Origin of the sequence: Paenibacillus thiaminolyticus (assembly GCF_003591545.1) — a bacterium.
Lineage (GTDB): Bacteria > Bacillota > Bacilli > Paenibacillales > Paenibacillaceae > Paenibacillus_B > Paenibacillus_B thiaminolyticus_A.
In genome coordinates this window covers 31,721-44,173 of the sequence record NZ_QYZD01000032.1, presented here as the reverse complement: position 1 = coordinate 44,173, position 12,453 = coordinate 31,721, and the positions used below count along the sequence as shown (strand labels likewise).

The following is a 12,453-nucleotide window of genomic DNA, read 5'->3' as shown; positions in this document are numbered from 1 at the left end:
CATTTTGTCGATATATAAAAGGCTACTCCGCGCGCAGGAGTAGCCAAAATCAGTGCATCAATTAGCGGTTGCCGCCGGACAAGGATTCCTCGGCGATTTGAATCAGGCGCTTTGTCATGAAGCCCCCGATGGAACCGGTGTCACGGGTCGTATAGTTTCCGTAGTACCCGTCTTGAGGAATCGGAATTCCCAATTCCTGTGCAATTTCATATTTCATTTGCTGCAGGGCTGCAGTGGCTTGAGGAACGACCAAGTTATTCGTGCGAGATTGATTATTAGCCATGAGTAAAATCTCCTTTCACATCGGTGGTTCTTGTTGTCGCAAGCTTGCAACCCTATTTTGTCCGATCTACGAAATGTTATACTTCATTTTGAAGCGATTTTTCTTTGAAAAGGAGCGGTAAGTGTGAGTAAAGGTTTGGCATTATGGTTCGCGGTTTCTTCCATTGTGCTGTTGACGGGGACAGCCATCACGCTCAGCCATAACATATGGCTCAGCATCCTCTTCGCCGTCCTGGCGGTGTTCAATATCGGCTTCGGCTTCATCGTCAAGGCCCGGCAGCGCCGCAAGTCGGCCTAATGCGCAGCAGGGCAGGAGCCCGGCAGGCCCAGGGTGCTCTGCACGAGGCTCCTGCCCTGTTACGATTGCCGCGGATGCGGCTTATACAACGAAGCCCATCCGGCGCTTCACTTCGTCCAACTGCTGCTGGGCGACCTCCTTGGCTTTCTCGGCGCCGCGGCGCAGCGCCTCCAGATGCTCGCCGTTCCGCCGCACCTCTTCATACCGGTTCTGGAGCGGCTCCAGCAGCGCGACGACGTGCTCGCCCAATTCCTTCTTGAAGGCTCCGTACATCTGCCCTTCGTACTCCGCCTCGATCTCTGCGACAGACTGTCCGGATGCGTACGAATAGATGCTGAGCAGATTGCTGATCTCGGGCTTGTTCACCGGATCATACTTGACGAGCGCTTCAGAATCCGTTTTGGCCCGGCTAATTTTTTTGCGGATGACATTTGGCGGGTCCAGCAAGGAAATGTAGCTTCCCGGGTTCGGATTGCTTTTGCTCATTTTTTTGGAGGCATCGTCCAACGACATAATTCTCGCCCCGACCTCCGGAATATACGGCGCTGGCATTGTAAAAAATTCGCCGTAACGATGATTGAAGCGGTTCGCTACGTCACGCGTCAACTCCAGATGCTGCTTCTGATCATCGCCGACTGGAACAAGGTCTGCATTGTATAACAAAATGTCGGCGGCCATCAGCGCCGGATAGACGAACAAGCCGGTGCCGACCGATTCTTTGCCTGCCGATTTATCCTTGAACTGAGTCATCCGCTCCAGCTCTCCCATATAGGTGAGCGTCGTCAACAACCAGCCCAGCTCGGCATGCTGGTGCACCTGGGATTGAAGAAAGATGGCCGACTTGTCCGGATCAATGCCTGCCGCCAAATAAATCGCGGCTACCGCCTCGGTCTGCTCCCGCAGCGCTTCCGGATCTTGCGGGACCGTAATCGCGTGCAGATCGACGACCATGAAGAAGCACTCATGCTCATGCTGCAATTTTACGAAATTTTGAATTGCCCCGATATAGTTGCCCATCGTCAACTGTCCGCTGGGCTGAATGCCGGATAATACCCGTGCCATTGGAAATTCACGCTCCTTCTCATTTTCCCTCATTGTGTCGAACAAGCCTTGATTTACACGCAAAAAAGGCCTTCCATCCCGGAAAGGGACGAAAGACCGTGGTGCCACCCTTATTCGTTCGCGCTAGGCCTGCTCTGTCATGGCAGGACAGCCTGTCGCTGTCTCGCCCCTCAATGCAATCGGGCCGTGCGAACCTCTCTTCCTTTAACGCAGGACTTACGGCAAAGCCTACTCCTCGATTCGGCTCCGCACTCCAAGGTCCATTCAGTCATCGCAGGAAGCACCGGTTCGCACCAGCCACCGGTTCTCTGAAGCCCGCCGCGAAGCTTACTTGTCCTTATCATCGCTTTGTTCCAGCCGGATGAATGCCATCCAGGTTGAATTAGCCATTAGGATATCGAATATCGTCCCGATTGTCAATGGGATATCATTCATCATATGACTTTGAACGGATGATTTGTTATGATTAGAACCATATCATGCGTGTTCACGCAGGCCGCTTCCAAGTACCGGTAAGATCGCTTGAATACGAAGCGGGCTTGGGGAACAACATGAATGGGAAGCAGCATGGGAAAAGGAGCAATCAACATGGTTCAAGTGAACAAAGGGCAATGGAACGGTTATGAGACCGTCATACTAGAAAATGACACTTTGGCAGCTACGCTGCTCCCAGGGCTCGGCTGCAATGTCATCCGGCTGTGGGACAAGAAGGCACAACGGGATATTCTACGCACGCCTGCAGAGAGCGACCTGGATTATTATATGACCAAGCCTTACCACTTCGGTATTCCGATGCTGATGCCTCCGGGGCGAATCCGCCGCGGTTCATTCACATATGCCGGCGTAAGCTACCAATTCGATCAGAATACGGCGAACGACAACCATATTCACGGGCTTCACCGCCTTCAGCCGTGGACGGTTACCCGGGCCGTTGCTGCAGGCGATGCTGCCGAAGTTACCGCGCACTTCCGCACCGCCGACGATGACAACTGGATGCGGCAATATCCTACCCCGCTGGAGCTGGATGTCACCTTTCGCCTTCAGGGAGGCACGCTGACCCAGCAACTGACCGTAACCAATAAGGGGGAACAATCCGCTCCGTTCGGGTTCGGAACCCACACCTGGTTCCTGATTGACGGAGAACCGAACCGGTGGACGCTGCAAGTCCCGGTATCGGGGATATATGAGTTGGACGAGGAATTGATTACGACAGGCAATACGCTGCCTCTGGGCGAAAATAAGGCGCTGCTTGAAGGCATGAATCTCGAAGGCTCCGACTTCGATACAGTATTCAGTGCAGGCGAAGGCAAGCCGGAGGCATGGTTGACCCGGGATGACGGGTACCGCATCCGCTATGCCGGAAGCCAGCCTCACTTCAAACACTGGGTGCTGTATACCCGCGGCACCGCCGACGAGATCATTTGCGTCGAGCCTTATACTTGGCTGACCGATGCGCCGAACCTGCCGTTCGGCAGCGAGACGACGGGACTTATCGATCTGAAGCCGCTAGCCCCGGTCACCTTGACCCTGGATCTCGAGATTATCCATCCGTAACGCGATGCCAGGCCGTACCTTCGGCCTGGCATTATTTACATCCTCCCTTCCCCTCCCTGACTGCATATTTCTACTCTTGTTCTCCATACTAACAATCACAGGGAGGTGAACAGCATGCCGAATCAAGGTGGAAGCCGCTCCAATAATCTCGTAGTGCCTCAAGCGACTGCAGCTCTGCAGCAAATGAAGTACGAGATCGCTCAAGAGCTGGGTATTCCGATTCCTCAAGACGGATATTATGGCAACTATACGACTCGCGATACAGGTTCTCTCGGGGGCTTCATCACGAAGCGTCTCGTTCAAATGGCCGAGCAGCAACTGGCAGGCCGTACGACTCGATAAGCTCAGACGATCCCGAGCATCGTATACCATACTTACGTCAATTGCCTGATAACACCGCAGAAGCTCTCGCCGACAGGCCGAGAGCTTCTTTTGCTGTGTATATTCAAGGCATTCCCCCGAGGTTACAGCCGGCCATCAGGAGACTCGTCTATATGTGCGCGCTTCAGGCTTCTCTAACATATGTACCAGATTATAGTTCGATTCGAACCATGTGCTGATGAGCAAGGTGTCCTGCTTCATGGCAAAATCAAACACAATCTCTCCGTGAGTCCACTGCTTTTTGTGCTTCAGAGCCTCCATCGCCGTCTGGCGGAATTCCGCGACGTGCCGCTTCATCAATCCTTGACGCAGCGGCTTGATGACCCCGTTCTGGCTTTCGAGCGCGTCATGCTTGACGCCGAATTTGCCTATGACATCGTTACGAATGCATACAATGACCGTGCCTCCTGTCAGTCCAAGCAGCTCCGATTCCAGCTTATCAAAAACCATGCTGAATTGTCTGGCCAATGATATTTCATATGAGCCCATGACAACACCTCCTTAAGAATATAGAACCATTTCCATTGACATGAAAATAGTTCTTTATACACATTATATAGGAGATTTTACCTTTATTCAACAGATAGTAACAGTATATGACTCCCTTCGTCATCTTGTTCCTGGAAATGTAAAACTATGGCGGATTGCTAACAAATACATAGACCGCCTGTAGGGGCGATGCTATAATGTTGTTATATTATGGACGTATTGGGATGAAAGAAGGGGCGGTCATATGAATTGGTTCAATTCCTTGAGTTTTAAGCAAAAGCTACTCTTTGGCTGTTATGGCATTGTCGGCTTGTTCGCTCTTACTACGATAGTCCTATTGACGACTCATGCCACATTGATTCCAGGCCTCATCACCCTTGTCATCCTAGTGGGAATCAGCTACCCCATGATTAATATGCTGGAACGCTCGCTTAACGAGCCGATCAAGGACATGTCGAATTCAGCCTTGCAGATTGCCCGGGGCGATTTTTCTCAGACCGTGCAAGTGACGAGCGACGACGCGCTTGGTGAGTTGGGACATTCCTTCAATTCCATGCTGCTTAAGCTTCGCGAAATATTGCAGCAGACTACCGATATTACCCGTCATGTGTCCGATTCCGGACGGGATATGTACCATAAGAACCAGAATATGAAGATCGCGATGGAGCAGGTTGCCGCATCCGCCAATGAATTGGCTGTCGGCTCCGCCGAGATCTCCGAGGATATCTCCCAGATGTCCGAATCTATCAAAGAAATCGAACAGAAGGTGGAAGCCTATGCGCATTCCACCCGCGAGATGAACAACCGCTCCGCCACGACGCTGGAGCTGGTGGCCAAGGGCCGCACGGCGGTAGAGAGCCAGTCCGCTGGCATGGAACGCAATATTGAGGCGACAGAGCATGTAGCCTCGACGATCGAGCAGCTGGCCCGGCAAGCTGAGGGCATCTCCAAGATTACCCGCACCATTTCCGAGATTGCCGAACAGACGAACCTGCTCTCGCTGAACGCATCCATTGAAGCGGCGCGAGCCGGAGAGCATGGCCGCGGCTTCGCCGTCGTCGCGCAGGAAGTCCGCAATCTGGCCGAGGAAGCTTCCTCGTCCACGAAGGAAGTATTTTCGCTCGTCAAGGGAATCGAATCCGGGATTAATCAGGCGATTACGAATATCCAGACCAATGAAGCAGTCGTACAGAGCCAGACCGCAATGATCCGCGAGACGGAACGAATCTTCAACGAGATTGTTGATTCCATTCAGTTCATTACGGAAGAGATCGCCGCCTTCGCACAGGAGAGCGATCTTATGCTGGAGAGCGCGAAGACGATTACCGGTTCGATCGTGAACATCTCCGCGATTACGCAGGAGGCCGCCGCAGGCACCGAGCAGATGTCGGCGTCGATGACCGAACAGATCGCTTCCGTCCAGGCTACCGTCGAGTCAACCGAGCAATTGCAGCAGAAGGTGACCCAATTGCAACGCACGATTCAAGTATTCAAAATGTAACTCTATGCGGAACTTCTCATCTACATACAGACAGGCGGCCGAATCTTCGGCCGCCTGGTTCATTTTATAAGGATAATGCGAGTTCAAAAAGACCGGTTTTCAGCACCGAGAAGGTTGCAAGAACTCGAAGCCTATGCTTCCGAAGCTAGTTTTGCTCCGCAAAACTTGTAAGGAGCAGCGCAGTGTAGGCGAGACTACATGAGCAGCTCAAATGTTTCCGCAGGAAACATACTTCGGAAGCATACGCTTTTCGAGAGTGAATGCAAGATTCGATGCCGAGTTGCTTCCTGAATCACCTCGTGATCAAAAGCGGACTTTTTGAACGACCTCTAATAGTTCGTTGCCTTCGGTGACGCGGCTCGCAGACGCTCAGCGCGACCGCGCCGGAAGGCCCAGATGCCGAAGCCGACCGTGCTTACGGCCGCACAGACGAAGCCATACAGATACATCCCAGTTCCGCCATATGCTTCCTGAAGCGCTCCGCCGCTCATCCCGCCCGCAAGGCCGGCCAGGCCAAGGAACACCATGCCAAGCAGCGCCTGAGCGGTCGCCGCCAGCTGCCGGGGAAGGAGCGATGACACGAATTCGATGGACAACACCCACAGCGCGGCATACGTGAAGGCATGCGCTCCTTGCATGGCGATGACAATCCAAGGCTCCGTCACAAAAGCGTACAGCAGCCATCGGATCGCGTACAGCGCGCAGACGATCGCGAACAACCGCAGCATCCGCTTCCGGGACACCCATGCCGCCATCACCGCGAAGCCAATGACTTCGCTTACCCCGGCGACCGACCAGGCCCAGGACATTTGGGCGGAGGTCGCCCCCAGGTCGCTCAGGTGAAGTGTGAGCAGCGCATCGTTCATTCGATGCGGCATCGCCACGATGAAGATGAGCAGCAGGAACACCAGCAAGGCAGGCACCGAGAGTGCCTTGCGCAAGACCGCGAGATTGACCACGGTCTCGGCCTCCTTCGCTTCAGCCGGCGCTTCCCGCAGGAACCCGATGCCGATAAGCAGACATATCCATATCGGCGCATACATCCACATGAGTGAGTCGACGCCGCCCCAGGCATCGAACATTTGTCCGAGGACAAGGCCGGTCACGGTAAACCCTACCGATCCCCACAGGCGGATGCTGCTGTATGATTGCCCTGCCGCAATCGCCGTCTTGACCGTCAAAGAATCGAGCAGAGACACAGCAGGCAGGAAGAAAATATAGAGTGCCAGCAGGCTGGCCGCCGCCGCCATTCTTCCCGAAGACAGGAACAGGAAGGCGGCGGCCGTGCCTTGCGCGATCCAGCATCCGAACAGCAGCGGCCGGACCGCCTTCAGTCGATCGCTGAGCACGCCGGCCACTGGCTGCACGAACATCGCCAGAAATGGCCCGAGCATGAGAAGCGTCCCTGCTTCCCATGCATGAAATCCCCGCTCTGTCAGCAAGAGGGGCAGATAGGGAATCAGCAGCGCATTCGTCGAATAGAACACCGCATGAAATCCCTTCAAAAGGCGATTGGATGTCACAAATGTGTCGTTCCTTTCCCGGAGCCGTTTATTCCGTCATCTGCAAGAAGAGCTCCACATCCTTGAGCGTTACATTGATGGCCGATTGCCAGAAGTCCGGCTTCGTCAGATCGACGCCAAGATGCTTGCTGGCAAGCTCCTCCACCGTCATGACCGCCGTATCGCGCAGCAGCGCGTCATATTTCGAAGCGAATGATTCCCCTTCTTCCAGCGCGCGGGCATACAAGCCGGTGCTGAACAAGTAGCCGAACGTATACGGGAAGTTGTAGAACGGCACATGCGTGAAATAGAAGTGCATTTTGGAAGCCCAGAAATGCGGATGCAGCGAACCCAGTGCCCCGCAATATGCTTCTTGCTGCGCTTCCTCCATCAATGCACAGATTTGTTCGCTTGACACCAGTCCCGCCTTGCGCTTCTCATAGAAGCGAGTCTCGAACAGGAAGCGGGCATGAATATTCATATAGAAAGCAATTGAGCGCTGAATCTTGTCTTCGAGCAGCCCCAGCTTCTCCTGCTCGTCCTTCGCCCCCTTCACGGCCGAATCGGCTACGATCATTTCGGCGAAGGTGGAGGCCGTCTCCGCCACATTCATCGCATAGCGCTGCGCGAAGGCCGGCAGTCCGTCCATCACATGCTGATGGTAACCGTGCCCCAATTCATGCGCCAGCGTAGATACGTTGGATGGCGTGCCCGCATAGGTCATGAAGATGCGCGTCTGGCTGCTGACCGGCAAGGAGGTACAGAAGCCGCCCGGCCGCTTACCAGGCCGGTCCTCCGCCTCAATCCAGCGGTTCTCGAACGCGCGCACCGCGAAGTCCGCCATCCGCGGGCTGAACTTGCGGAACTGCTCGACGATAGCCTCCGCGCCATCGTCATAGCTGATGGTCGTCTGGCTTCCGCCGATCGGAGCGTCGACATCGCACCAGCTCAGCTTCTCTACGCCGAGAAGCTGAGCTTTCCGCTCCAAATATTGAACGAACTTCGGCTTATTGCGGACGATCGTACCCCACATCGCATCCAAGGTCTCTTGCGACATCCGGTTTCTGGCAAGCGGCTCCTTCAGGACATTGTCCCAACCGCGGCGTTCGTACAGCTTCAAGCGGAAGCCGGCAATATGATTCAGGGCGTCAGCGCAGAAGTCGGCCTTGTCGCTCCATTCCTGCTCCCACAGCTTGAACATCTCTTCGCGAACACGGCGATCCGGATGGGACAACTTGTTATGAGCCTGTCCTGCCGATAATTGCTGGCTCACACCGTTCTCCTCGTAATTGATGCGCACATGGGAGACGATGGTATTGTACATTTCCGCCCAGCCATGATACCCGTCCACCGCGAGATCTCCGACGAGAGCTTCCAGCTCCGGGCCCATCTTCTCCTTGGCCGTCTCGCGGCGTTCGTTCACATTGAAAGCCACCCCTTCGATCTCCGGCAGTGCCAGGAACCGGGACCATAGCTCATCCGCCATTCCACGGAGCAGCTCATCATACAATGCGTCGATGGCGACCAGCTTCGCCGTCAGCGCCGACTTCCGTCCCGTTAATTGCACCGCCTTCTTATCCTGAAGGTTCTGAGCGGTCAGACAGCTGATAAAGGCGCCCGCCTCCTGCATCCGGCGATTCAGATCCTGCAACCGGGTGGTTATCTTCGCCAGCGCCGGGATGCTGTCCTGGCTGATCGGAGATGACATCTCTTTCAGTTCCCCGTTCAACAGAGCCAGATCCTGTTCGATCGCGGCAAATGAGTGTTGAAGCGCTTCCGAATCTGACCCTCCCGGGAAGATCGATTCCAGATCCCATGTCGGATTTAACGGATGTTGCATAATTGCGGACACACCTTTCTTTTTTTGAAATAAAAAAATACCTGAAGCGATTTGAGTTTTGCATGTTAAGCGTGTATAACTAAACTATATCAAAAATTGAGTAACCCGCATAGAAAGGATGGCGACTCAATGAGACCTTTGCAAATTTCTGCTGATACCGCCGTCAAGCTGTCCCAGGCGCTGGGTGTTCCGATTGAACAGCTCATGCATATGCCGCAGCATATTCTGATGAAGAAGCTGGCCGAACTGCCCGCCGCCGAAGCAAAGAAGGAACCGGCCGAAGCGGCGGCCGATTCCGATAGGGAGCGTTCGCAATGATTCCGTTCGAGAATACGGTTCCTTATGACATCATTATGGGGGATATGTATATTCCGCAGTGCCCTTTTTGCCATGAGGATAATGTGCTAGTATCGCTCAAGCCGAAGGAACTGCCCGACATTCGTGACGGGAAAAAGCGGCTGCTCATCATGCCCTGCTGCCATAACCGGATCGTCGTCCTCGATGCCGATCGCGACTATTTGCTGGCGGATCGGAAGATTCGCTAGCTCCCTGTTCTTCGTCCTCTGTCAGATTGGTGTGTTCTCTAGATGTTCCTTCTCATCCGCCGCTTCCTGCATCTCCTCGCGCATCTGCTGCCACTGCTGGCGCGCGGCCCGAATCATCGCCGCATCCATAATCCGCTTGTCCTGGATGATGCGAGTGAAGTATTTCCCCGCTTCATTATACTCGCCAAGCCGGCGGTGCAGCTCGCCTATCATATACATGAGCCGCGCATCGTTCTGATCCTGCCATTCATACTCATACACTGATATGTAGGCCTCCAGCGCGAAGCGCAAATAGCGCTGCTCCTCCGCCTCCATCCCGCGGTAACGGAACAGCCAGGCGATATGATGCAGCAGGCCGGCCACGACACGCTTGTGCTCGCCGATTGTCTGCGCCGTCAGCAAGGCCAATTGATACGTCTCCATTGCCTGATCCCATGTCCGTTCACCTCCGTACTCCTTCTGTGTCCATTGGGAAGCGACACGCTCCCGGAACGCCTGGCGCTGGGCATGACTCCAGTTCTTGATCGAGTTCTCGGTCGATGCGCAGCCGCAGTTCGGGCATACCCGCACCACATAGTAATCCGGATTCAGCCGATCCTCCGCATAATGGGGACAAAAATCACTGTCGGTCTGGGAAGTCTTTTTGAAGCGTGAACGTACACGCGAGATCTCGTAAGATTCCGAGCAATACGGACATTCAATTCTACTTGTAAACAGCGGTTCTATTTCTACCAAACTTCTCCTCTCCTTATGCGTTCTCTGTCTGGGATGCCGGCGCCTGGCCGGCAGGGTAACACGCTACGCTTATCCCTCTTCATCCGGCGTATTCACGAAGTGATGCGCCGGACCGGACAGGCGGGTAATCACCATGTCCCGCAGCTCCGGCTCCAAGCCGATCTCCGTTAGCGCTTCGCGCATGCAGCCCAGCCAAGCCTCGGCCCGGGCAGGCGTCACCGGGAACGGCAAATGCCGTGCCCGCATCATCGGATGGCCGTAAGCATCGGAATATAGCGAAGGCCCGCCGAAAAACTGCGACAAAAACATGAATTGCTTTTCCATAACCGGAAAAATATCTTCGGGAAACAAAGGGCCCAGCAGCGGGTGAGCCTGGACTTTGGGATAAAAGGACTCTACGATGCGGCGAATCGTATCCGCTCCGCCAATCGCATCATAAATCGTATTGTAGCGCTGCATGCGTTCCATAGCACAGCTCCTGTCTTACGGGGCCAGGCGCAGCATCCTTACCATTGCGGGCTGCATTTCCGGCCTCCGGTTAATTTGAGCGGTTGCTTGCTCCCCCTCACTTTAGTACAAAAAGAAGGTCTTTTCAATGTGGTCCTTCATGTTCCCGGTAAAAAACAAAAAAACGCTGAATCCTTCAGCGCTTGCGTAAAATGATTAACTTTCCCAATCTTCTTCCGGTGGTCCCATTAACGACTCTCGAATGACATAGACGAAAGCGCAAACCAGGATGCCAGCAATAATGCTCATCCGTATCACCCCTAACGAACGCGTTCCATCTCTCTATACTTGTATTTTATCATAATTATTTTCAAAATAATACGAAAACATGCAAGCGTTTTCTTTACATTTTGATTACAGGAATATTGCGGAATGAAGGCACGGCGCGGCTTGACGCCTGTCATGATTGTCCCTTTCCTCTCATAAACTTGAAAGTATGGAGTGCTCATCGGCGTGACAGGAAAGGAGAGTGCTTTGTATGAACCGCAGGACAAGCCGCATCCTTCTCATGCTCCTTATCGCGGGGGTGTTGAGCGCTTTTGCGGCCCTGATGGCCATTTACCCGTCTGCCGCCCTCAGCTCGGCGGTTCGCGGCCTATCGATATGGTGGGACGTCCTGTTCCCTTCCCTGCTCCCTTTTTTCATCATATCCGAAGCGCTGCTCGGCTTCGGCATCGTGCATTTTATCGGTGCGCTGCTCGATCCTGTCATGCGCCCGCTGTTCCGCGTCCCGGGCATCGGCGGCTTCGTCGTCGCCATGGGCTATGCGTCCGGCTACCCAGTAGGGGCCAAGCTGACGACGAGGCTGCGGGCCGATCGGCTCGTCACCCGCGAGGAAGGGGAACGGCTCATCGCCTTCACCTCCACCTCCGACCCGATATTCCTGATCGGCGCCGTAGCCGTCGGCTTCTTCGGCAATGCCGGCCTCGCCCTCATTCTGGCGGTCGCCCATTATGGCGCCGGGCTCACCATCGGCATCCTAATGCGCTGCCATGCGCCCGCGTCGCCGATGACCCCTTCGCAAGGTGACATGCGCCAGTTCGATACCCCGTTGTTCCGGCGTGCGTTCCGGGCGATGCATCGGGCGAGGCAGCAGGACGGACGCCCGCTCGGCACACTGCTGCGGGAGGCGATCGGCTCCTCGCTCCGGCTGATGACCGTAGTCGGCGGGCTCGTCGTCTTTTTCTCCGTATTGATGGAATTGCTCGCCTGCATCGGCGTCATGAATATGATCGACCGCCTGCTGCAGTCGGTCTTGGCGTTGTTCCATTTGTCGCCTGCGCTTGCACCGGCCTTTTCTGGCGGCTTGTTCGAGGTTACCCTTGGCGCCAAGGGAGCAGGGGCAGCCAACGTGGCCGGGCTTCGATCGCAGGTGGTGGCGGCAGCCTGGATCCTGTCCTGGGCGGGACTGTCGGTTCACGCTCAGATCGCGAGCATTATGAACGAATGCGATATGCGGTACCTCCCTTTCCTTGCAGCTCGGGTGCTCCATAGCCTGTTGGCGGCGGCGGCGGCCTATTTCCTTTTCCCGCTGCTGGCGCCGTACGCCGAGGAAGCGGCGGTCTGGATCCCTTCACAGGTATGGGCCCAAGCCTACAGCCCCTGGGAGACCGCTTGGCATTCCCTGCGCGGCGGAATATGGACGCTGCTGACAGTATGCTGCCTGCTGTTAGCCGCTTCCCTCCTGATCGTTGCCTGGCGGCGGCTGCGGACATAGCAGAAGGAGAGATTCTTGTCGAAACACGATTGTAATCCGT

14 protein-coding genes and 1 other annotated feature are annotated in these 12,453 nt (G+C 55.0%); of the genes, 7 read left to right on the top strand and 7 right to left on the bottom strand.

Annotated features, from left to right (window positions below; genetic code table 11):
* Positions 1–61: 61 nt before the first annotated feature.
* Positions 62–283 carry an alpha/beta-type small acid-soluble spore protein gene (locus tag DQX05_RS24345; protein WP_087440866.1) on the bottom strand — a complete coding sequence of 74 codons (222 nt, stop codon included), beginning with the start codon at positions 281–283 and terminating at the stop codon, positions 62–64.
* Between the two features lie 123 nt (positions 284–406).
* On the opposite strand from DQX05_RS24345, the gene DQX05_RS31080 reads away from it, so the two are divergent.
* Positions 407–580 (top strand): DUF5325 family protein, encoded by a 174-nt coding sequence (locus DQX05_RS31080; protein ID WP_164776168.1) that lies wholly within the window; start codon positions 407–409, stop codon positions 578–580.
* A gap of 81 nt (positions 581–661) precedes the next feature.
* On the opposite strand, the gene trpS is transcribed toward DQX05_RS31080, so the two are convergent.
* Positions 662–1,642, bottom strand: coding sequence for a tryptophan--tRNA ligase (gene trpS, locus DQX05_RS24340; protein WP_119795948.1), 981 nt, complete (start codon positions 1,640–1,642; stop codon positions 662–664).
* An 81-nt stretch (positions 1,643–1,723) separates the two neighbouring features.
* Positions 1,724–1,995: a binding site (T-box leader), on the bottom strand.
* 235 nt (positions 1,996–2,230) lie between these two features.
* On the opposite strand from trpS, the gene DQX05_RS24335 reads away from it, so the two are divergent.
* Positions 2,231–3,196 carry an aldose 1-epimerase gene (locus DQX05_RS24335; RefSeq protein WP_119795965.1) on the top strand — a complete coding sequence of 322 codons (966 nt, stop codon included), beginning with the start codon at positions 2,231–2,233 and terminating at the stop codon, positions 3,194–3,196.
* Positions 3,197–3,310: 114 nt separating this feature from the next.
* Positions 3,311–3,538 carry an alpha/beta-type small acid-soluble spore protein gene (locus DQX05_RS24330; RefSeq protein ID WP_087440869.1) on the top strand — a complete coding sequence of 76 codons (228 nt, stop codon included), beginning with the start codon at positions 3,311–3,313 and terminating at the stop codon, positions 3,536–3,538.
* Between the two features lie 135 nt (positions 3,539–3,673).
* Here DQX05_RS24330 and DQX05_RS24325 read toward each other — a convergent pair whose 3' ends face one another.
* The gene (locus tag DQX05_RS24325; protein ID WP_119795947.1) at positions 3,674–4,066 is read right to left on the bottom strand and encodes an O-methyltransferase; all 393 of its coding nucleotides are present in this window, start codon (positions 4,064–4,066) and stop codon (positions 3,674–3,676) included.
* A 244-nt stretch (positions 4,067–4,310) separates the two neighbouring features.
* Between DQX05_RS24325 and DQX05_RS24320 the strand changes: the two genes are divergently transcribed.
* The gene (locus DQX05_RS24320) at positions 4,311–5,567 is read left to right on the top strand and encodes a methyl-accepting chemotaxis protein (protein WP_119795946.1); all 1,257 of its coding nucleotides are present in this window, start codon (positions 4,311–4,313) and stop codon (positions 5,565–5,567) included.
* A 329-nt stretch (positions 5,568–5,896) separates the two neighbouring features.
* Here DQX05_RS24320 and DQX05_RS24315 read toward each other — a convergent pair whose 3' ends face one another.
* Both DQX05_RS24315 and DQX05_RS24310 read right to left on the bottom strand, forming a co-directional pair.
* The gene (locus DQX05_RS24315; RefSeq protein ID WP_119795945.1) at positions 5,897–7,090 is read right to left on the bottom strand and encodes an MFS transporter; all 1,194 of its coding nucleotides are present in this window, start codon (positions 7,088–7,090) and stop codon (positions 5,897–5,899) included.
* Positions 7,091–7,118: 28 nt separating this feature from the next.
* Positions 7,119–8,909, bottom strand: a complete 1,791-nt coding sequence (locus tag DQX05_RS24310) for a M3 family oligoendopeptidase (protein ID WP_119795944.1) — start codon at positions 8,907–8,909, stop codon at positions 7,119–7,121.
* 129 nt (positions 8,910–9,038) lie between these two features.
* Here DQX05_RS24310 and DQX05_RS24305 point away from each other — a divergent pair, with 129 nt between their 5' ends.
* Together DQX05_RS24305 and DQX05_RS24300 are read left to right on the top strand one after the other, a co-directional pair.
* A complete protein-coding gene (locus DQX05_RS24305; RefSeq protein ID WP_119795943.1) occupies positions 9,039–9,227 on the top strand; it encodes a YycC family protein in 189 nt (62 codons plus the stop codon).
* Complete coding sequence (locus DQX05_RS24300) at positions 9,224–9,454, top strand: hypothetical protein (RefSeq protein WP_006675724.1); 231 nt, start codon at positions 9,224–9,226, stop codon at positions 9,452–9,454. Before DQX05_RS24305 ends, DQX05_RS24300 begins: the two co-directional genes overlap by 4 nt.
* Positions 9,455–9,475: 21 nt before the next feature.
* On the opposite strand, the gene DQX05_RS24295 is transcribed toward DQX05_RS24300, so the two are convergent.
* Together DQX05_RS24295 and DQX05_RS24290 are read right to left on the bottom strand one after the other, a co-directional pair.
* Complete coding sequence (locus tag DQX05_RS24295) at positions 9,476–10,189, bottom strand: DUF2225 domain-containing protein (protein WP_119795942.1); 714 nt, start codon at positions 10,187–10,189, stop codon at positions 9,476–9,478.
* 69 nt (positions 10,190–10,258) lie between these two features.
* Positions 10,259–10,657, bottom strand: coding sequence for a globin domain-containing protein (locus tag DQX05_RS24290; RefSeq protein WP_119795941.1), 399 nt, complete (start codon positions 10,655–10,657; stop codon positions 10,259–10,261).
* Positions 10,658–11,174: 517 nt separating this feature from the next.
* On the opposite strand from DQX05_RS24290, the gene ylbJ reads away from it, so the two are divergent.
* Complete coding sequence (ylbJ, locus tag DQX05_RS24285; protein ID WP_119795940.1) at positions 11,175–12,413, top strand: sporulation integral membrane protein YlbJ; 1,239 nt, start codon at positions 11,175–11,177, stop codon at positions 12,411–12,413.
* Positions 12,414–12,453: the final 40 nt, after the last annotated feature.

Bases quoted from the DNA above. Each gene is read 5' to 3' on its own strand.
- DQX05_RS24345 (WP_087440866.1), bottom strand. From the start codon at position 283: ATGGCTAATAATCAATCTCGCACGAATAACTTGGTCGTTCCTCAAGCC.
- trpS (WP_119795948.1), bottom strand. From the start codon at position 1,642: ATGGCACGGGTATTATCCGGCATTCAGCCCAGCGGACAGTTGACGATG.
- DQX05_RS24335 (WP_119795965.1), top strand. From the start codon at position 2,231: ATGGTTCAAGTGAACAAAGGGCAATGGAACGGTTATGAGACCGTCATA.
- DQX05_RS24330 (WP_087440869.1), top strand. From the start codon at position 3,311: ATGCCGAATCAAGGTGGAAGCCGCTCCAATAATCTCGTAGTGCCTCAA.
- DQX05_RS24325 (WP_119795947.1), bottom strand. From the start codon at position 4,066: ATGGGCTCATATGAAATATCATTGGCCAGACAATTCAGCATGGTTTTT.
- DQX05_RS24320 (WP_119795946.1), top strand. From the start codon at position 4,311: ATGAATTGGTTCAATTCCTTGAGTTTTAAGCAAAAGCTACTCTTTGGC.
- DQX05_RS24310 (WP_119795944.1), bottom strand. From the start codon at position 8,909: ATGCAACATCCGTTAAATCCGACATGGGATCTGGAATCGATCTTCCCG.
- DQX05_RS24305 (WP_119795943.1), top strand. From the start codon at position 9,039: ATGAGACCTTTGCAAATTTCTGCTGATACCGCCGTCAAGCTGTCCCAG.
- DQX05_RS24300 (WP_006675724.1), top strand. From the start codon at position 9,224: ATGATTCCGTTCGAGAATACGGTTCCTTATGACATCATTATGGGGGAT.
- DQX05_RS24290 (WP_119795941.1), bottom strand. From the start codon at position 10,657: ATGGAACGCATGCAGCGCTACAATACGATTTATGATGCGATTGGCGGA.
- ylbJ (WP_119795940.1), top strand. From the start codon at position 11,175: ATGAACCGCAGGACAAGCCGCATCCTTCTCATGCTCCTTATCGCGGGG.